Genomic DNA, 17,523 nt, shown 5'->3' with positions numbered 1-17,523 from the left:
CTTCGGCAGACCGCGACATTGTCAGGTAGCATCCGTCCCCGACCGACCGGAGGGCTGGCTAGGCGCACTGGCGATGGCGCCAGTAAGATTGCGAGATGCTGGTTAGGTGCCACACCGGGCTGCCATCGATTCGGCAGCGCTCCGCTGGCTTCGCACTGGAGCGAAGTTCTTGCCCCTCGGCTGCCAGCATCAAAGTCCCGCGCCGGCAACGGCGCTTAGCTTCACGTGCTAATTGCTTTCTCTGACTGCCTAATTGCTTTCATTCCGCAATGAAATGCTTTCTTTCAGATATGTCCAAAGCTACACGTCCACGCTCGCCGCCAGCGCGTTGTCCTGGATGAAATCGCGGCGCGGTTCCACCACGTCGCCCATCAGCTTGGTGAAGATGTCGTCGGCTTCGTCGACTTCTTTGACCTTCACCTGCAGCAGCGAGCGCACATTGGTATCGAGGGTGGTTTCCCACAACTGTTCCGGGTTCATCTCGCCGAGGCCTTTGTAGCGCTGCAGCGACACGCCTTTGCGGCCGGCGTCGGTTATCGCCTCAAACAGACTGACCGGACCGTGGATCGCCGTTTCAGTGTCCTTGCGGCGCAGCAGGCCGGGGCGCGGATAGGCCTCCTGCAGGGTTGCAGCATACTCGTCGAGCTTGCGGGCATCCGCCGAGCCCAGCAGCGCTGAGTCGATCACGGCCACGTCCTTGACGCCGCGCACGGTGCGCTCGAAATGGAAGCCCTCGCCTTCGACATAACTGCCGATCCAGCCACGCTCGACCTCGTCGGCCAGCGCATCGAGACGCTTGGCGATATAGTCGGCGGCGGCATTTGCGGTGGCGAGATCGTGGGTCACGCCCGGGTTCAGCACGCCGGCGATCGCCGCCTGTTCCACCACACTGCGATTATAGCGGCTGTGCAGGCCGTGCAGCGTGCTGCGGATCGCGCGCGCATCTTTCACCAGAGCGAGCAGGTCCTGGCCGGCGCGCTCCTCGCCGGTCGAAAGCTTGAGCACGCTGTCGTCGAGGCCGGTGTCGATCAGATACTCTTCCAGCGCGTCCTCGTTCTTCAGATACTGCTCGGACTTGCCGCGGTTGACTTTGTAGAGCGGCGGCTGCGCGATGTAGAGATGGCCGCCCTCGATCAGGAGCGGCATCTGGCGGAAGAAGAACGTCAGCAACAGCGTGCGGATATGTGCGCCGTCGACGTCGGCGTCCGTCATGATGATGATCTTGTGATAACGCAGCTTGCCGACGTCGAAATCCTCGCGGCCGATGCCGGTGCCGAGCGCGGTGATCAGCGTGCCGACCTGCTCCGATCCCAGCATCTTGTCAAAGCGGGCGCGCTCCACATTGAGGATCTTGCCGCGCAGCGGCAGCACCGCCTGGAATTCGCGGTTGCGGCCCTGCTTGGCGGAACCGCCTGCGGAATCGCCCTCGACGATGAACAGTTCGGACTTGGCCGGATCGCGCTCCTGGCAATCCGCGAGCTTGCCCGGCAGCGACGTCACGCCGAGCGGATTCTTGCGCGTGAGTTCGCGCGCCTTGCGGGCGGCTTCGCGGGCGGCGGCAGCCTGGATCACCTTGCCGACCACGCCCTTGGCCTCGGAGGGATGCTCCTCGAGCCATGCGGCCAGCATCTCATTGACCACGCTCTCGACCACCGGCTTGACCTCGGAGGAGACCAGCTTGTCCTTGGTCTGCGACGAGAATTTCGGATCGGGCACCTTCACCGACAGCACGGCGGTCAAGCCTTCGCGGCAATCGTCGCCGGTCAGGGTGAATTTCTCCTTCTTGGAGATGCCGCTGGTGTCGGCGTAGCCGGTGATCTGGCGCGTCAGCGCGCCGCGGAAGCCGGCCAAATGGGTGCCCCCGTCGCGCTGCGGGATGTTGTTGGTGAAGCAGAGCACGTTCTCGTGGTAGCTGTCGTTCCACCACAGTGCCGCTTCCACACCGATGCCGTTGTGCTCGGAGCGGATCACGATCGGGGAGGGCATGATCGCGCTCTTGTTGCGATCGAGGTATTTGACGAACGCCTCGATGCCGCCGTCGTAACGCATCTCCTCGCGCTTCTCGACCGCGTGGCGCATGTCGGACAGCAGGATGGAGACGCCGGAATTGAGGAAAGCGAGTTCGCGCAGCCGGTGTTCCAGCGTGGCGAAGTCGAACTCGATCATGGTGAAGGTTTCGGGACTCGGGTAGAACGTCACCTCGGTGCCGCGCTTGCCGTTGGCATCGCCGACCACCACCAGCGGCGCCACCACGTCGCCATGGGCGAACTCGACATAGTGTTCCTTGCCGGCGCGCCAGATGCGCAGCTGCAGCTTGGTGGACAGCGCATTGACCACGGATACGCCGACGCCGTGCAGGCCGCCGGAGACCTTGTAGGCACCGCTGCCTTCGTTGTCGAACTTTCCGCCGGCGTGCAGCTGGGTCATGATGACCTCGGCCGCGGAGACGCCTTCGCCCTTGTGAATGTCGGTGGGAATGCCGCGGCCGTCGTCGTAGACAGTCACCGATCCGTCCGGATTCAGGCTGACGCGAACCTGCGTGGCGTGCCCCGCCAGCGCTTCGTCGATCGCGTTGTCGACGACCTCATACACCATGTGGTGCAGGCCGGAGCCATCATCGGTGTCGCCGATGTACATGCCCGGACGCTTGCGGACGGCGTCGAGACCTTTCAGGACCTTGATGGATTCGGCGCCGTATTCGGGCGCGGACGAAGGAGCAGGTTCGGCGATGGGTTGCCGAGCAGGTTCGGTCATATGGATGCCTTCGAGGGACCGCGAATCAGTTCGCCAAGATGCGTGCTGAGAGCGTCATTTATGCCATGAATTCAAGGGGGCGTACAGGACTAAACAGGGTCCTTCAAGCCTTTGAATAAATGGTATTTTTTAGCGCTTTTTCAAGGCCGGAAAAGGCCCCGTGAAAGGCTTCGCAAAAGCGTCGATTCAGCCGTTTTTAACGCAATGTTTCGAGGCTGAAAGAATGCCGCCGTTCAGGCTCCCTCACGGCGCGTGATCTGCCCGGCGTCTACATTAAAAACGTCGGCGCTGGGGCCGACATCGACAAACTGCGAAGGGTCGGCGCCGGTCATCCAGACCTGCGCGCCGAGATCGGAGAGCTCCTTGAACAGCGCGGCGCGCCGCTGCGGATCAAGATGCGCCGCCACCTCGTCGAGCAGCAGCAGCGGCGTGATGCCGGTCATCTCCGACACCAGCGTGGCGTGCGCCAGCACCAGGCCGATCAGCAGCGCCTTCTGCTCGCCGGTGGACGCGTCCTTCGCCGGCATCTGTTTGGGCGCGTAGACCACCTGCAGGTCGGTCAGATGCGGGCCGTCGAGCGTGCGGCCGGCGGCGGCATCGCGGGCGCGGTTGTCGCGCAACTGCTTGCGATAGTGGTCTTCGACCGCCGTGGCCGGCTCATCGCGCAGTGCGTTTTCGATCCAGCCGTCGAGCGCGATCTGCGCCGACGGGAAGGCCGACACCGCACCCCGCGTCCGCAGCATCGCCGCAAGCCGGGTCAGCGTTTCGCCGCGCAGGGCGGCGACCGCGACCGCGAGCTCGGCGGTTTCCCGCTCGATCGCATCCAGCCAATGACTGTCGTAATTGCGCTCCTCCAGCAGGCGGTTGCGCGAGCGCAGCGATCGTTCCAGCGCCGACACCCGCCCCGTATGGCCGCTGTCGACCGCGAGCACCAGCCGGTCAAAAAAGCGACGCCGCTCGGAGGCCGCGCCCATGAACAATCCGTCCATCGCCGGCGTCAGCCACACCATGCGCAGATGGTCGCCGAAGGCCGCGGCCGAGCCGACCGGTTCGCGGTCGATGCGGCAGCGTCGCGGTGTGGATGAGCCGTCCGGAGCAGGCGCCTCGATCCCGGTGCCCAGCGTGGCAAGGCCGAGCGCGCCCTCAACTTCCGCCGACACCGCCCAGGCGCCATTGCCCTGGTTGTCGGCGACGTCTTCGAGAGTGGCGCGGCGCAGGCCGCGTCCCGGAGACAGAAACGAGATCGCCTCCAAGCAATTGGTCTTGCCGGCGCCGTTCGGCCCCGCCAGCACCACCAGGTCGCCGCGCGTGGTCACGCTCGCCGCGCGATAACTGCGGAACTGGGTCAGGCTGAGGCGGCGGACGTGGCAGGCGGTCATGGGCTGTTTTGGCTGTCGCCCCTCCCGACCCGTCATCCTGAGGTGCGAGCCTTGTGGTGCACTCGCACCACAGGGCGAGCCTCGAAGGATGCACGGCCCGGGCTGTCGTCCTTCGAGGGCCGCGCTGCGCACGGCCACCTCAGGATGACGGTTAGATTCTGTTCAGACCGAACGATGTGACGCTATAGCTGCATGTCGCGCGCTTGGCTAAAAAAACCTCACACCCGCATCGGCATCAGAACGTAGAGCGCGCCCTTGGAATCCTTGTCCTGCATCAGGGTCGGCGATCCCGGGTCGGCGAGCTTGAGCACCGCGACCTCGCCCTCGATCTGGGCGGCGATGTCGAGCAGGTAACGCGAGTTGAAGCCGATATCGAGCGGGTCGGAGGCGTACTCGACTTCGAGTTCCTCGGTGGCGCTACCGGAATCCGGATTGGTCACGCTCAGCACCAGCTTGCCAGCGGAGAGCGCGAGCTTCACCGCGCGGCCGCGTTCGCTGGAGATGGTCGAGACGCGGTCGACCGCGGCTTCGAAGTCCTTCTTGTCGACCACCAGTTCCTTGTCGTTGTTCTGCGGGATCACCCGGCCGTAGTCGGGGAAGGTGCCGTCGATCAGTTTCGAGGTCAGCACCACATTGCCCAGCGTCAGGCGGATCTTGCCGGTCGACAGCTCGATCAGGATTTCGGCGTCATTGTCTTCGATCAGCCGCTGTACTTCGCCGACCGTCTTGCGGGGCACGATCACGCCGGGCATGCCGTCGGCGCCGTTCGGCAGCACCAGATCGACCTGGGCCAGGCGGTGGCCGTCGGTGGCGACGCCGCGGAGCGTCGCGGCCTTGGCGGTGCCGGCGCTGTGCAGGTAGATGCCGTTCAGATAGTAGCGGGTCTCTTCCGTCGAGATCGCGAATTGAGTGCGGTCGATCAGCCGTTTGACGTCGCTGGCGGTCAGCTTGAACGCGTGGGACATCTCGCCGGCGGCGAGATCCGGGAAATCGCTTTCCGGCAGGGTCTGCAGCGTGAAGCGCGAACGCCCGGCGCGGATCGCCAGCACGGAGCGGTCGCCATCGGCTTCCAGCACGATCTGCGAACCATCCGGCAGCTTGCGCACGATGTCATAGAACATGTGGGCGGGAACCGTGGTGGAGCCCGCGCCCGACACTTCCGCCGGCAGAGTTTCGGTGACCTCGAGATCGAGGTCGGTGGCCTTCAGGCTGAGTTTGGCGTTTTCCGCCCGGACCAGCACGTTGCCCAATATCGGAATGGTGTTGCGGCGTTCGACCACGCGGTGGACGTGGCCAAGTGATTTCAGGAGTTGCGCACGCTCGACGGTGACCTTCATCGCAATATCCGTCCGATTCCATTCGGGCTTTGCCCATTCAGGCATTGGAAGTGCCGAGCGGCTCGGTGGAGCCGGTCCGGCGAGTGGATACCCGCAGGCGGCTTAAGGGCTTGCGGGGGACCGCAAGGTGCCGTGGACGGCGCTTCAACGCAAGTGGGCGACCGTCGTCCGCCGGGGTTTCCCCGGTGTTTTCCGTCACATCCGGCCCGTTCGTCCGGCCGGGCCCTGGGGCCGGCCGAATCCGGAACGGTTAGTCCGCTGCGTCAGTCGCCAAGTCTGTCCTCTGCGTCAGTCCTGCAGCTGGCGCTTCAGCAGCTCGACCTCGTCGGCCAGCGAGGTGTCCTTCGACACCAGTGCCTCGATCTTGCGCACGGCATGCAGCACCGTGGTGTGGTCGCGGCCTCCGAAGCGGCGGCCGATTTCCGGCAGCGAGCGCAGTGTCAGCGTCTTGGCCAGATACATCGCCACCTGGCGCGGCCGCACCACATTGGCCGTCCGGCGCGAGGACAGAAGGTCCGAGCGGCTGACATTATACTGCCTCGCCACCACGCGCTGGATGTCCTCGATCTTGACCCGCTTCGGTTCCTGCGGACGCACCAGATCGCGAACTTCGCGTTCGGCCATCTCCAGGGTCACCGGCTGGGCGTTGAGCTTGCTGTGGGCGAGCAACCGGTTCACCGCGCCTTCGAGGTCGCGGCCGTTGTGGGTGATGGTCTTGGCCAGATACTCCAGCACCGGTAGCGGCACGTCGAAGCCAGCGTGATGGGTCCGGGCGGCGGCGACGCGGGTTTTGAGAATCTCCAGCCGCAGCTCTTCGCCGAGCGATCCCATCTCCACCACAAGACCACCGGCAAGGCGGGAACGCACGCGATCATCGAGCGTCTCGAGATCGGACGGCGGGCGGTCCGCTGCGATCACCACCTGGCGGCCGGCGTCGATCAGCGCATTGAGGGTGTGGCAGAACTCCGCCTGGGTCGACTTGCCCTGCAGGAACTGCATGTCGTCGATCACCAGCACGTCGATGCCGCGCAGCGCTTCCTTGAAAGCGAGCGCGGTCTGGGTCTTCAACGCGGCGACGAAGCCGTACATGAATTTCTCGGCGGTGAGATAAAGCACCTTGCGTTCGCCGCCGGCATTGCCGGCCCAGGTTACCGCCTGCAGCAGATGGGTTTTGCCCAGGCCGACGCCGGCATGAATGTAGAGCGGGTTGAACATCACGGGATCGCCGCGGCGTCCTTCCGCGACCTGGCGCGCGGCGGCATGCGCCAACGTGTTGGAGCGGCCCATCACGAAACTCTCAAACGTGAGGCGCGGATCGAGCGGTGAGCCGCCGAGCGCGTCATGGCCCGCGGACACCGGTGCCAGCGCCGTGGTGCGCAGTTCGGGCGTGGCGTGAGTGTTGCTGCGCTCGGGGCGGCGCTGGTCGACCGGCGGTTTGACTTCCTTGACCGGCGCGGCGCAGCGCATCGCCGAGCGCACCGTCAGATCGATCCGATGCACCTCCGGCACTTCTGCCTGCCAGCATGACAGCACGCGATCCGCATAGTGGGCCTGGATCCAGCTCTTGAGAAAGCGGGTCGGCACCGACATGTGAACGCTCTCTCCCTGGACGCTTTCCAGGTCCATGCGGGCGAACCAGCTGCTGTAGACGTCTTCTCCGACGCTCGAACGCAGCCGGCCCTGCACCTTTGCCCAACGATCGTGTTCCATGCTTGTCATTGACTCGAGACTTTTCTGATTGAGTTGCGTGGCGGCTTTCGCCGACGGAAAGGCACGCCGCGTTGCCGCGGCAAGTCGACCCCGGGGCCAAGCCTTGCGATCCGTTCAGTCACACCTCTTCGTTCGGCATCCAGGATGCCGCCGGCAGGCGTTGCTAGGAAACGGAAGAAGGCTGTCCTGCAGGATCAGCTGGTACTGGAAATAGGGCCGAAGGCGGGGGTGAGCGTGTTCACAACCAGGCGGATCCGGACAGCGTCAGAAGAGCAGGTGCAAGAGGAGAGGTTGCAGGAGCTGTCGATCGAGCGCGATGCGCGTTGGATGGCCATGGTTGTTCGCTGTGTCATCGTCAATAACCCCCCGCTCGCCGCGCGCATGTCGCGGCAAGTTGTACGTCGATGGTTAAGTTCAAGTCTTTTAAAAACCCAGTCGTGTGAGCAGCTTGGAACTGCTCGCCAACCCGGATTTACGCCGCGTACTGAAAGCCCTCATACATTCAGTCCCATCTCCGTCCGCTGACGGCTCTCGGATTGCTGCGCCCCATTCCTTCTTGTGAATGCCGGACGAAGGTCCAGGACATTCGAGAAATTTGAGCGCACAATACCGTTCTCATATTGCTATGAGCGAGCCGGCCATTGCTTGGGAAACTTCGCTAACGCGCGCACCATCACTGATTTGCGCGTCTCCCGTGGGTCTCAGATCGCTCTGATCTGCAGAGCCGCGGGTGCCGCGAACGATCTAAGAAATACACGACGCCACAATTGCTGCAATCAAATGATTCTCCGCTTGAGTGACGACGAACGGCTCGCGGACCTCGAACGCGACGGGATGTGTTTCAACCCTGTGCACAACGTTTTGATTCAGCGCGGGGAATCGATGAGAGCGTGTGCTGTCACATTCGGCAGGTGAGCAAAAAAAAAGTTCATAAATAATTCACCAACCATCTCGGCGCATCTTGGTTTTGAAAGTACCTGCGCGCCATTGCCGATAAGTGATTATTGAAACGCGTATATTTTTGAGCATTTCATGAGGGTAGCCCTCGTCGCGCAAGGCATCATGAAAACGGTGTGTCACTTGCAAATCTGAAAAACAGTGCTAGCCGATTCTCGATCGCGTCAGCGACAATGACTTGATTGGTGCTGCACCCGGTTGATGCTGCGCTTGCGGGGTTACACTTGCGCGCGATGATTTTTTCTTTTGCTATCGACGCGGGCAAAAGAAAAAGCCCGGCAATGCCGGGCTTCGTGACAACTTCGTTTTGAGGCGACGGTCTCTCGAAAATTTATCTCGAAGAGACGCTTCGAAGATCTGCCTCGAAGCTTGCTCGCAAACTTACTTGGCGAGCTTCGCGATCTGGTGTGCGAGGCGCGACACCTTGCGGCTCGCGTTGTTCTTGTGAACGATGTTGCGCTGCGCTGCCTTCATCAGTTCCGGTTCGGCGCTCTTGAGCGCGACGAGTGCTGCATCGCGGTCACCCTTTTCGATCGCCGCTTCGACGAGACGAACCGAGTTGCGCATCTGGGTCCGGCGCGACTTGTTGACGATGGTGCGGCGGGCAATCTTGCGGGCCGCCTTCTTGGCGGAAGTCGTATTGGCCATGGTCTCAAGATCCTGCAGCGACGACTCGATCCCGAGCCGGGCTGGTTAATGTCGTCCGCGGTCTTGCGTCCGACGCCTGAATGAATTTCGTGTGTTCCTGAAATACCCGGATCCGGTCGATATCGGATTTGCGGAGCCGCTCAAAGAACAGCGGCGGCAGGATGGACCCGCCGCCAGTTGGCCGTCTTATAATGGCGTGGGGTCCCACCGTCAACGCTGGCGAGGGGGCTGGTGGGGTCATTTTCGGCCGAAATCGCCACCTTACGGCCCCTAAATCCAGTCAAAACCAGGGATTTTCCCGGCTCCGGCCCCGCAGCGTGCCGCCGGAACCGGCGGCGGCCGAGGTTGAATTCGCACCATGCTCCCGGTATTGCCGGGCGGGGACATCAAACATGATCCGGAATAGAGGGTATCGGTTTCCCCTCGCGACAGACGTGAAGCGTTTGCGCGGAGATCATGCTTGGGTCAAAAGGCTTTCGGGCGATACGGGACAGGGTGACGAATGATCCGCGGTTTTTTCCGTCTGGTCGGGCTTTTGCTCTTGGCCGGCGGCTTCATTTTCCTGGTTTATGACGGCGCGCGTTCGATCGCCGACCAGACCGTGCGGCTGACCCGGCTCGGCGAATTCTGGAACGACGTCAATCAGGGTAGCCAGCAGGCGGTCCGTGTCATGATCGAAGGCGTGTCGCCCTGGCTCTGGAATGGCGCCGGCAAGTTCGTGCTCGATCAGCCGACCTGGGCGGTGCTTGGCGTCGTCGGCATTTTGCTGATGCTGGTGTTCCGTCCCAAGCGGCGGCTGATCGGTTACGGCCGCGATTGATCGGACGACCTTCAAGGTGGCTGCGTCAGGCCCGCTTTCGTAACGCGCCGCTGTTTTCTGCGTAGACACATACTTATATGTCATCCATCCCATTCAGGAGGTGATCCATGCTGTTCATGCGCAAATCCCCGGAACTGCCGACTGCCGCGACCGCTCTGCCGGGCCGCGCGACGCCGATCCCGACGGCCACCACTCATTTCATCAACGGCCACAAGCTGCAGGCGCCGTATCCCGAAGGCCTGGAGCAGGCGGTGTTCGCCTTGGGCTGTTTCTGGGGCGCGGAGCGCAAGTTCTGGGAGCTGGGCGACGGGGTCTATGTGACGGCGGTCGGTTATGCCGGCGGCATCACGCCCAACCCGACTTATGAAGAGACTTGCTCGGGGCGCACCGGCCACACCGAAGTGGTGCTGGTGGTGTTCGATCCCAAAAAGATCTCTTACGAAAAGCTGCTGAAGACATTCTGGGAAAATCACGATCCGACCCAGGGCATGCGCCAGGGCAACGACATCGGCACGCAATATCGCTCGGCGATCTACACCTTCGGCGAGGCCCAGGCCAAGGCCGCGCTGGCCTCGAAGGTCGCCTATGACAAGGCACTGGCCGCGAAGGGGCTGGACAAGATCACCACCGAGATCGCCCCTGCGGGCGACTTCTACTTTGCCGAGGGCTACCACCAGCAATATCTGGCGAAGAATCCCGCCGGTTATTGCGGTCTCGGTGGAACCGGCGTGAGCTGCCCGATCGGCGTCGGGGTCAGCGCCTGATCGCGCCAAAACAGACTGGTGCCCCGCATCCAAAGTTCGTGAGACTTCGCAGCCCCCTCTGACACGAACCTTTGGATGCGGCGAATGGTGCGGGAACGTCTGATCGGCGGTACTGAAGATACCGTTTATTAACCATAATCGGTGCACACCGGATCTATCTCTTGGATGGGATAGGTCCGGTGCGTTTTTGGCGCGCGTTTCAAATTTGTTGTGCCATTGCACTCACTGCGCTCGCGCTGTCGGGTTGCATGACGCTGCCTCCACCAGTCGCCGTCGTCGGTGCCGGCGCGCCGCCGTCCGTGCGCGGTGATCTCGACGCGCTCGCCTATGGCGGACCGGTTGTCACCGGATCCGTGACACTGGTCGCCCATGCCTCCGATCCGGCCTATCGCCTCGATGCCGGAGATCGGTTGCGCATCGTGGTTTATGGCCAGGAAGGCCTCACCAATTCCTATGGGGTCGATGCCGGCGGCGCGATCACCATGCCGCTGATCGGCGCGGTGCGCGCCCGCGGCCTGACGCCGGCCGAACTCGCCCAGGCCATCACCGTCAAGTTGCGCGGCGGCTATATCCGCGAGCCCTATGTTGCCGCCGAGGTCGAGGCTTATCGCCCCTTCTTTATTCTCGGGGAGGTCGCAGCACCCGGACAGTATCCCTACGTGCCGAACATGACGGTCGAGAGCGCGGTGGCGATCGCCGGCGGCTTCTCGCCACGCGCGCAAAAAGGTTCTGTCGATCTCACCCGCACGGAACGCGGAAGTGCCGTGCGCGCCACCGTGCCGCTCGGCACCTTGTTGAGGCCCGGCGACACGGTCGTGGTCAGCGAACGCTGGTTCTGAGACCCGGCTACCGCACCAGATGCTTGGCGAAGAACCCGAGGCTGCGCTCGCGCGCGATATCGGCGCTCGCCTTGTCGTAACTCGCGCGCTCGTCGCAATTGAAGCCGTGCTGGGCGTTGTCGTAGACGAAAATGTCCACGTCAGGCCGTTTCGCACGCACGATCTCGACATCGCTGAGCGGGATGCCGCTGTCTTTTTCGCCATAGTGCAACAGGGTCGGAACCTTGGGCGTCTCGTCCGAGAAGCGGGTGACGGCGCCGCCATAATAACCGATTGCCGAGGTCAGGCCGCCTAATCGCGTCGCCGCCAGGAACGCCACGCTACCGCCAAGACAGAACCCGATCACGCCGACCGGGCCGACACTCTTCACGGCATCGATCGCGGCCTGGGTGTCGCGCAGGAAGGCGTCCCAGTCGGGGCTTGCGACGAACTTGCGGGCGACCGTGACTTCATCCGGCGAGTAGCCGGACTGGAAGTTCGGCTCGATGCGATCGAAGATCGCCGGGGCGATTGCGGTATAGCCCTGCACCGCGAAGCGGTCACAGACATTGCGGATGTGCGAGTTCACCCCAAAAATTTCCTGGACCACCACCACGGCCGCTTTGGGCGTCGTGGTGGGGTCGGCGCGATAGGCGCCGAGCTGGAAGCCGTCGGAGGCGGTCAGTTTGATATTTTGTCCCATGGTTCATCCAATGGTTGTTGAAAGGACTTGGGTGAGGCGACTTTGAAAGTCGATCGTGATGTCGAAGGGCCGCCGATCGGACGGCTATTCCCACATCCAGTTCCGGCCCCAGTCGCCTTTCCAGCCGGCAAGCCGTCCATGGCGGAACTGGAGGAACAATTTATCGGTGCGCGGAAAAAAGCCGCTGCCGCCATTGGTTCGGGTCGCGACCAGCACCTCATCGCCCGGCCGTCCCCTGACATAGCCGAGCGGCGATCCCAGCGCGGCCGAGACATCGTCGGGACTCATGCCGAAGGCGAGCGGGGTGTTGTTCGACAGCGTGGTGGTGAACGGGGCCCGCGGCGGCGTTTCGGCGCGCGCAGGCGTCAGGGCCGCATGCGCAATGGCGAGGGCGACAAGGACAGGGAACGGAACTAGCTTCATGACCCAAATTGTTCTTCGGATTGCGGCGCAACACAAGTCGAAAGCGCGCGGAGAAAGGTGAACTTTTGCCAACATTGCGAATAGGCGCGGGCTCCGCCTGGTGGGGCGACCGGATCGAGCCGGCCCGGCAGAATGCCGAGCACGGCAACCTCGACTATCTCTGTTTCGAAACCATGGCGGAAGCGACCGTCTCCGCCGCCCAGGTGCGCAAGCGCAGGGATCCGTCGTTTCCCGGCTACGACACCTATCTGGACGACCGCATGCGCGCGGTGCTGCCGGGATGTTTGAAGCGCGACACCAGGATCATTACCAACCAGGGCTGGATCAATCCGGACGGCGCCGCGCTGCGGATTGTCGAACATCTGCGTGAACATGGCGCCAAAGGCAAAAAGGTCGCCGCGGTGTCCGGCAGCCTGATCACCGAACTGGCGCGCCATCTCGACGGAACTATTCTGGAGAACGGCGCTCCGGTTTCGAGCATCGCCGGCGATCTGATTTCCGCGGAAGCTTATCTTGGTGCGGAGCCAATCGTGGAGGCACTGAAAGCGGGCGCCGACATCGTTGTCACCGGCCGCGTTGCCGATCCCTCCTTGTTTCTGGCGCCGCTGATGTTTGAGTTCGGCTGGGCCGCATCGGATCATGTCCGGCTCGGGCAGGGCAGCGGCCTTGGTCATCTGCTGGAATGCGGTGCGCAGGTGACCGGCGGCTATTTCGCCGACCCCGGCTTCAAGGATGTACCTGCGCCCTGGGATCTGGCGTTCCCGATCGCCGAAGTCGAGCCCGACGGCAGCGCCGTGATTACCAAAGTCGCCGGCACCGGCGGTGCGGTCAACCGCATGACCGTGACCGAGCAGATGCTTTATGAAGTGCACGATCCCGCGAATTACATCACCCCGGATGTGGTGGTCGATTTCACCACCGCGGTGCTGGAACAGGTCGCCCCGGATCGGCTGCGGGTCAGCCGGATCGGCGGCAAGTCGCGCACGCCGACCCTGAAAGTCTCGATGGGTTGCATGGAGGGTTTCATCGGCGAGGACATGTTCTTCTATGCCGGCCCCGGCGCGTTGCGCCGGGCGCAACTTGCCAAACGCATTCTTGAAGAGCGGTTCCGCATCGTGAACCTCGTGGCCGATGATCTGCGCATCGATTTCCTTGGTGTCAACGCGATCCATGGCGACGCGAGCCCAGTGGACGGGCCGGAGCCGTATGAAATCGCGGTGAGAGTCGCAGCGCGAACCAAGTCCCGGGAGGAGGCTGCAAAAGTCGGCCGTGAGATCGACGGCATGGCGGTATCCGGTGTCGGCATGACCGGCAAACGCGTGCCGCATCAGGAGCGCACCCGCGAAATCATCGGGGTGTGGTCGACGCTGGTGCCGCGCGAGCGCGTGCCCCATTCCATCGTCTGGTACGAGAGCTGAGTCATGCGGGTCAAACTCGAACGCGTCGCCCACGTCCGGTCCGGCGACAAGGGCAACACCTCGAACATCGCCGTGATGGCCTATCACGACGAATTCTATCCGCTGCTGAAGCAGCAGCTCACCGCGGAACGCTTCAAGGAATTCTACCGCGGCGCCATCAAGGGAGCGGTGACACGTTACGAGGCCGACAATCTCGCGGCGCTGAACTTCGTTGCCGAAGGCGCGCTGGGCGGCGGCGTCTCGCGCAGCCTCAGCCTGGACAATTACGGCAAGGCGCTGTCGGCCGCGATCCTCGGCTTCGAGATCGAGGTGCCGGAGCAGTATGGCAACCTGCTGCGGGGTGGGTAGGGGACGCAAATCACATGATTGAGCCGACGGCGACGGTCTCGGTGGCGCGCTGGAGGGATGCTGACGGCGTGTATGCCTGCTATCTCAATGTCGGTGGTCGCTGCGTGCTGATCGCAGATGAACCACGCAGGCTTGTTGATGAGCATTTTCAATCGATCGTGCCGGCTGATTCGAATCCGGCTTTGGCGAGAATGACGCATGCGCAGCTTCTGCCGGATGGCGGGGCGGCCATGGCGTATGCCAGAGCGGAGCCCGGCGAAAAAAATGTCCTCGTTCTTGATTGTTCAGGGGCGTTTCAAACAAGTTTCGCCGCAGGCGACGGCATCAACCAGTTCCTTCTGGATGGGCAGGGACGGTTTTGGGCAGGTTATTTCGATGAAGGCGTTTTCAGCGGTGATCCGATTCCGTCGAACGGACTCGCGCGGTTTTCTCAGGACGGCAGGCTTGAGTTTGGGTTGGCGGAGCACCTGGGTTCTGCCGGTCCGGACGTCGATGACTGCTACGCCCTGACTCTCGATCGCCAGGATCGCGCCTGGATCTGTGCCTACTCGAATTTCTTTCTCGGCTATGTCGACGGTCAGTCGTTCCATCAGGTGATGGTCAAGGCTCCGGTCCAAGGAGCCCGCGGATTGCTTGTCGGTGAACGGCATGTGGCGTTGATCGGTGGTTACAAGCAAACCGGTCTTGCAACGGTGATCGAGCTCGCCGGCCTGACCCACCGCCATATTCAATTGGTCACCGAGACGGGCGCGTCGCTCGAGGTTCGCCGGGTCAGTTGTTGGGCGGACATGGCGGTGTGCTGGTCTGCGCAGGGTGTGTACCGCTTCGGCTTGAACGATCTCGTTCAGATCGGGTGATCGATTGTTCCGACAAACTTCGACCGCGACCGAAGCATCGGCTTGCTGCTTCGGCCAAGGTCCCGAACGTCCAATCAAAAGGCAGAATCTCCAACTATGACCCTCGCCGTCGCCGACCCCGCCAAGTCCCGCTATGCCGCCAATCTCACGCTGCTGCTGCTGCTGGCGACGCTGTGGGGCGCGTCCTACACCTTCATCAAGATCGGGGTGGCGACGATTCCGCCGGTGACGCTGATCGCGGCACGCACCCTGATCGCCGGCGCCGTGCTGCTGGCGATTATGGCGGTGCGCGGCATTGCCCTGCCGCGCGATCCGGCGCTTTGGCGCCGCTTCCTGGTGCAGGCCTGCTTCAACAGCGTGGTTCCCTTCACCCTGATCGCGTGGGCGGAGAGCCATGTCGATGCCGGGCTAGCCACCATCCTGAATTCCAATGCTCCGATTTTCACCTTCCTGCTGGCGCTGGTGTTCCTGCGGCACGACCCGCCGACGCCGCGCCAGCTGTTTGGCGTGGTGGCCGGGCTTGCCGGCATCTGCCTGGTGGTCGGCGTCAATGCGCTTGCGGGACTGGGGCAGCAATTGGTGGCGCAGCTGGCGCTGGTGGCGGCTGCGGTCAGTTATGGGGCGGCCGCGATCTTCGGACGGAATTTCAACGGCCTCGATCCCATGGTGCCGGCGGCGGGCTCCATGATCTGCGGCGCGGTCATCTTGTTGCCGATCAGCGTGATCTTCGAACAGCCCTGGACCTTGCAGCCGTCGACGGCATCGCTGCTGGCGCTGGTCGGGCTTGCGGTGTTCTCGACCGCGTTCGCCTTCGTGATCTATTTCCGCCTGATCCAGACCCTCGGCCCGGTCGGAACCACGGCGCAGGCCTATTTGCGGGTGCCGATCGGTGTCGCCTTGAGTGTGGTTGTGCTCGGCGAGACGCCGTCGGCCACCGCCTGGGCGGGGCTCGCCTGTGTGATCATCGGCATTGCCGCGATGACCATTCCCTCGCGGTCACGCGGCGGGTAGTTCAGCCAGGAATGCCGTCACCGCATCGTTGAACGCTTGCGGCTGGTCGATGTTGGCGGCGTGGCCGGCATTCGGGATCACCACCTTGCGGGCGCCCGGAATTTTTGCCGCCATGTAATCGGATGCGGCAAGGAACGGGGTGTCGTCGGCGCCGACAATCACCAGCGACGGCACCGCGATCCGCGGCAACGATTCGATCACATGGGCGTCGCGCTGCGCCAGCATTCCGCGCGCCGCCAGCGCCAGGCCCGTCGCGTTGCGGTGCTCCGCTTGCGATCGTTCGCGGCTGGCCGACTTCAGCACGTCCAGTCCCTCGCGCTCAAACCGCGCACCGGTGTCGCGCGCCCGCGCGTTCCAGGCCTCGCGCGCGTCGTCCTTCTTGAAGCCGGGGCCAGTGTCGATGATCAGCAGCGCGCGGACGCGATCCGGGTGCGCGTGATAAAAACCAAGCGACATGTAGCCGCCGAGCGACAGTCCGCCGATCACGGCCTTCGCGACGCCGAGTTCATCGAGCAGCGCCGCCATGTCAGCGACCGTCTCCGCTTCGCCGTAGGCTGCCTGATCGTCCGGATAATCCGATTGTCCGTGGCCGCGCATGTCCCACAGAATCAGCGTGTGATGGCGCGCAAGCGCTGCGATCTGTCCGCGCCACATCGCCGACGTTGCCGAATAACCATGCGTCAGCAGCAGCGGCGGGCCATCGCCGTGTACTTCGTAATACAGCTTGACGCCATCGCGGGTGATCGTCGGCATTTGATTATCCTTGTTCTGATCGCGTGTGACATTAGCACGCCGATGAACGACGTCGGCAGCGATGAGAACATTATTGTCTCAACGCGCGCATGGTATGCCAGCAACGGATGCTGCGTAATTTCTTGAGAGAGAATTACCGCGTTGCAGCGCCGCTCGATGAACGATGAATTTGCGCGCGATGAACGGTGATCTCGCTTCATCGATGCAGTTGCGCGTTTGCATTGCTTGACACACTGCAGTTTTGCCATTGCAATGCTTTCACTTGCAAAGATCGAAATCAAAAAAATTCGATGCAGGAGGTAGACGTCGATGGGCCGGACGATACGTATCGTTCGCAAGCCTCGGACGATGTTGCGGCGTCGCTCGCTCGCCGGAATTTTCATCAAGTCCAGCTTGTTCGCCCTCGGCCTGGGATTGGTCCCGGCTGTCGCTGCGGCCGAGGATCTGCAGGTCAGCAACGCCCGGGTGCCGGTGTCGGACCAAGTCGGCGTCGATCTGCCGTTTCTGATGACCATCAGGAACGAAACGGCGGAAGCCGATGCGATCCTGCGGGTGCGTTGCCCGATCGCCAACTTCAGCGAAAAGCACACCGTCGACCGCGGCGAGGGCGCGCCCGCGATGCGCGCGGTCAAGTCGATCCCGATTCCGGCCGGCCAGACCACCGAACTCAAGCGCGACGGCCATCACATCATGCTGCTGCAGACGCGGCAGAAGCTCGCCGACGGCGTGACGTTCACCTGTTCCGTCGTGTTTCAAAAGGCAGGAACCAAGGAAACGGAGGTTCACGTCACGCGATCGCCCTGACGAGGGCGGCGGGCGGGTA

Annotated in this window: 16 protein-coding genes; 8 read left to right on the top strand and 8 right to left on the bottom strand. The window is 63.1% G+C overall.

The window, feature by feature from the left end; genetic code table 11:
* Positions 1–300 precede the first annotated feature (300 nt).
* The 5 genes from gyrB to rpsT form a co-directional block, all read right to left on the bottom strand.
* Positions 301–2,754, bottom strand: coding sequence for a DNA topoisomerase (ATP-hydrolyzing) subunit B (gene gyrB, locus RS897_RS09355; protein WP_315836287.1), 2,454 nt, complete (start codon positions 2,752–2,754; stop codon positions 301–303).
* Positions 2,755–2,987: 233 nt separating this feature from the next.
* On the bottom strand, positions 2,988–4,133 hold the full coding sequence (gene recF / locus RS897_RS09350) for a DNA replication/repair protein RecF (protein ID WP_315836286.1): 1,146 nt from the start codon (positions 4,131–4,133) through the stop codon (positions 2,988–2,990).
* A 218-nt stretch (positions 4,134–4,351) separates the two neighbouring features.
* Positions 4,352–5,470 (bottom strand): DNA polymerase III subunit beta, encoded by a 1,119-nt coding sequence (gene dnaN, locus RS897_RS09345; RefSeq protein ID WP_315836285.1) that lies wholly within the window; start codon positions 5,468–5,470, stop codon positions 4,352–4,354.
* A gap of 288 nt (positions 5,471–5,758) precedes the next feature.
* Positions 5,759–7,189: a chromosomal replication initiator protein DnaA gene (gene dnaA, locus RS897_RS09340; RefSeq protein WP_315836284.1), complete on the bottom strand. Its 1,431-nt coding sequence runs from the start codon at positions 7,187–7,189 to the stop codon at positions 5,759–5,761.
* Positions 7,190–8,518: 1,329 nt separating this feature from the next.
* Complete coding sequence (gene rpsT, locus RS897_RS09335; RefSeq protein ID WP_315836283.1) at positions 8,519–8,785, bottom strand: 30S ribosomal protein S20; 267 nt, start codon at positions 8,783–8,785, stop codon at positions 8,519–8,521.
* Between the two features lie 502 nt (positions 8,786–9,287).
* Between rpsT and RS897_RS09330 the strand changes: the two genes are divergently transcribed.
* The 3 genes from RS897_RS09330 (at position 9,288) to RS897_RS09320 (ending at position 11,208) form a co-directional block, all read left to right on the top strand.
* On the top strand, positions 9,288–9,605 hold the full coding sequence (locus RS897_RS09330) for a hypothetical protein (RefSeq protein WP_315836282.1): 318 nt from the start codon (positions 9,288–9,290) through the stop codon (positions 9,603–9,605).
* A gap of 107 nt (positions 9,606–9,712) precedes the next feature.
* Positions 9,713–10,369, top strand: coding sequence for a peptide-methionine (S)-S-oxide reductase MsrA (gene msrA, locus RS897_RS09325; RefSeq protein ID WP_315836281.1), 657 nt, complete (start codon positions 9,713–9,715; stop codon positions 10,367–10,369).
* 248 nt (positions 10,370–10,617) lie between these two features.
* Positions 10,618–11,208 (top strand): polysaccharide biosynthesis/export family protein, encoded by a 591-nt coding sequence (locus RS897_RS09320; protein WP_315836280.1) that lies wholly within the window; start codon positions 10,618–10,620, stop codon positions 11,206–11,208.
* Positions 11,209–11,215: 7 nt separating this feature from the next.
* Here the strand turns inward: RS897_RS09320 and RS897_RS09315 are convergent, their stop codons facing one another.
* Positions 11,216–11,890 carry a dienelactone hydrolase family protein gene (locus RS897_RS09315; RefSeq protein ID WP_315836279.1) on the bottom strand — a complete coding sequence of 225 codons (675 nt, stop codon included), beginning with the start codon at positions 11,888–11,890 and terminating at the stop codon, positions 11,216–11,218.
* A gap of 84 nt (positions 11,891–11,974) precedes the next feature.
* The gene (locus RS897_RS09310; RefSeq protein ID WP_315836278.1) at positions 11,975–12,313 is read right to left on the bottom strand and encodes a hypothetical protein; all 339 of its coding nucleotides are present in this window, start codon (positions 12,311–12,313) and stop codon (positions 11,975–11,977) included.
* A gap of 65 nt (positions 12,314–12,378) precedes the next feature.
* Here RS897_RS09310 and RS897_RS09305 point away from each other — a divergent pair, with 65 nt between their 5' ends.
* The 4 genes from RS897_RS09305 to RS897_RS09290 all read left to right on the top strand — a co-directional run bounded on the left by RS897_RS09305 (position 12,379) and on the right by RS897_RS09290 (position 15,947).
* Positions 12,379–13,731, top strand: coding sequence for an acyclic terpene utilization AtuA family protein (locus RS897_RS09305; protein WP_315836277.1), 1,353 nt, complete (start codon positions 12,379–12,381; stop codon positions 13,729–13,731).
* A gap of 3 nt (positions 13,732–13,734) precedes the next feature.
* Positions 13,735–14,079, top strand: a complete 345-nt coding sequence (locus RS897_RS09300) for an AtuA-related protein (RefSeq protein WP_315836276.1) — start codon at positions 13,735–13,737, stop codon at positions 14,077–14,079.
* A 14-nt stretch (positions 14,080–14,093) separates the two neighbouring features.
* A complete protein-coding gene (locus RS897_RS09295) occupies positions 14,094–14,936 on the top strand; it encodes a hypothetical protein (RefSeq protein ID WP_315836275.1) in 843 nt (280 codons plus the stop codon).
* A 96-nt stretch (positions 14,937–15,032) separates the two neighbouring features.
* Positions 15,033–15,947: a DMT family transporter gene (locus RS897_RS09290; RefSeq protein ID WP_315836274.1), complete on the top strand. Its 915-nt coding sequence runs from the start codon at positions 15,033–15,035 to the stop codon at positions 15,945–15,947.
* Here RS897_RS09290 and RS897_RS09285 read toward each other — a convergent pair.
* Complete coding sequence (locus RS897_RS09285; protein WP_315836273.1) at positions 15,933–16,700, bottom strand: alpha/beta fold hydrolase; 768 nt, start codon at positions 16,698–16,700, stop codon at positions 15,933–15,935. The genes RS897_RS09290 and RS897_RS09285 overlap by 15 nt on opposite strands.
* Positions 16,701–17,009: 309 nt before the next feature.
* Between RS897_RS09285 and RS897_RS09280 the strand changes: the two genes are divergently transcribed.
* Positions 17,010–17,504 (top strand): copper chaperone PCu(A)C, encoded by a 495-nt coding sequence (locus tag RS897_RS09280; protein ID WP_315836272.1) that lies wholly within the window; start codon positions 17,010–17,012, stop codon positions 17,502–17,504.
* Positions 17,505–17,523 lie beyond the last annotated feature (19 nt).

This window comes from Bradyrhizobium prioriisuperbiae (assembly GCF_032397745.1).
GTDB classification, from domain to species: Bacteria; Pseudomonadota; Alphaproteobacteria; order Rhizobiales; family Xanthobacteraceae; genus Bradyrhizobium_A; species Bradyrhizobium_A prioriisuperbiae.
Note: the sequence above shows the minus strand (reverse complement) of the source record. Positions and strands in the feature narration are given on the sequence as shown.

Coding starts and splice junctions, on each gene's coding strand:
- dnaN (WP_315836285.1), bottom strand. CDS start 5,470: ATGAAGGTCACCGTCGAGCGTGCGCAACTCCTGAAATCACTTGGCCAC.
- RS897_RS09300 (WP_315836276.1), top strand. CDS start 13,735: ATGCGGGTCAAACTCGAACGCGTCGCCCACGTCCGGTCCGGCGACAAG.
- gyrB (WP_315836287.1), bottom strand. CDS start 2,754: ATGACCGAACCTGCTCGGCAACCCATCGCCGAACCTGCTCCTTCGTCC.
- RS897_RS09280 (WP_315836272.1), top strand. CDS start 17,010: ATGGGCCGGACGATACGTATCGTTCGCAAGCCTCGGACGATGTTGCGG.
- RS897_RS09285 (WP_315836273.1), bottom strand. CDS start 16,700: ATGCCGACGATCACCCGCGATGGCGTCAAGCTGTATTACGAAGTACAC.
- msrA (WP_315836281.1), top strand. CDS start 9,713: ATGCTGTTCATGCGCAAATCCCCGGAACTGCCGACTGCCGCGACCGCT.
- RS897_RS09290 (WP_315836274.1), top strand. CDS start 15,033: ATGACCCTCGCCGTCGCCGACCCCGCCAAGTCCCGCTATGCCGCCAAT.
- RS897_RS09295 (WP_315836275.1), top strand. CDS start 14,094: ATGATTGAGCCGACGGCGACGGTCTCGGTGGCGCGCTGGAGGGATGCT.
- recF (WP_315836286.1), bottom strand. CDS start 4,133: ATGACCGCCTGCCACGTCCGCCGCCTCAGCCTGACCCAGTTCCGCAGT.
- RS897_RS09315 (WP_315836279.1), bottom strand. CDS start 11,890: ATGGGACAAAATATCAAACTGACCGCCTCCGACGGCTTCCAGCTCGGC.
- rpsT (WP_315836283.1), bottom strand. CDS start 8,785: ATGGCCAATACGACTTCCGCCAAGAAGGCGGCCCGCAAGATTGCCCGC.
- RS897_RS09310 (WP_315836278.1), bottom strand. CDS start 12,313: ATGAAGCTAGTTCCGTTCCCTGTCCTTGTCGCCCTCGCCATTGCGCAT.
- RS897_RS09320 (WP_315836280.1), top strand. CDS start 10,618: ATGACGCTGCCTCCACCAGTCGCCGTCGTCGGTGCCGGCGCGCCGCCG.
- dnaA (WP_315836284.1), bottom strand. CDS start 7,189: ATGACAAGCATGGAACACGATCGTTGGGCAAAGGTGCAGGGCCGGCTG.
- RS897_RS09330 (WP_315836282.1), top strand. CDS start 9,288: ATGATCCGCGGTTTTTTCCGTCTGGTCGGGCTTTTGCTCTTGGCCGGC.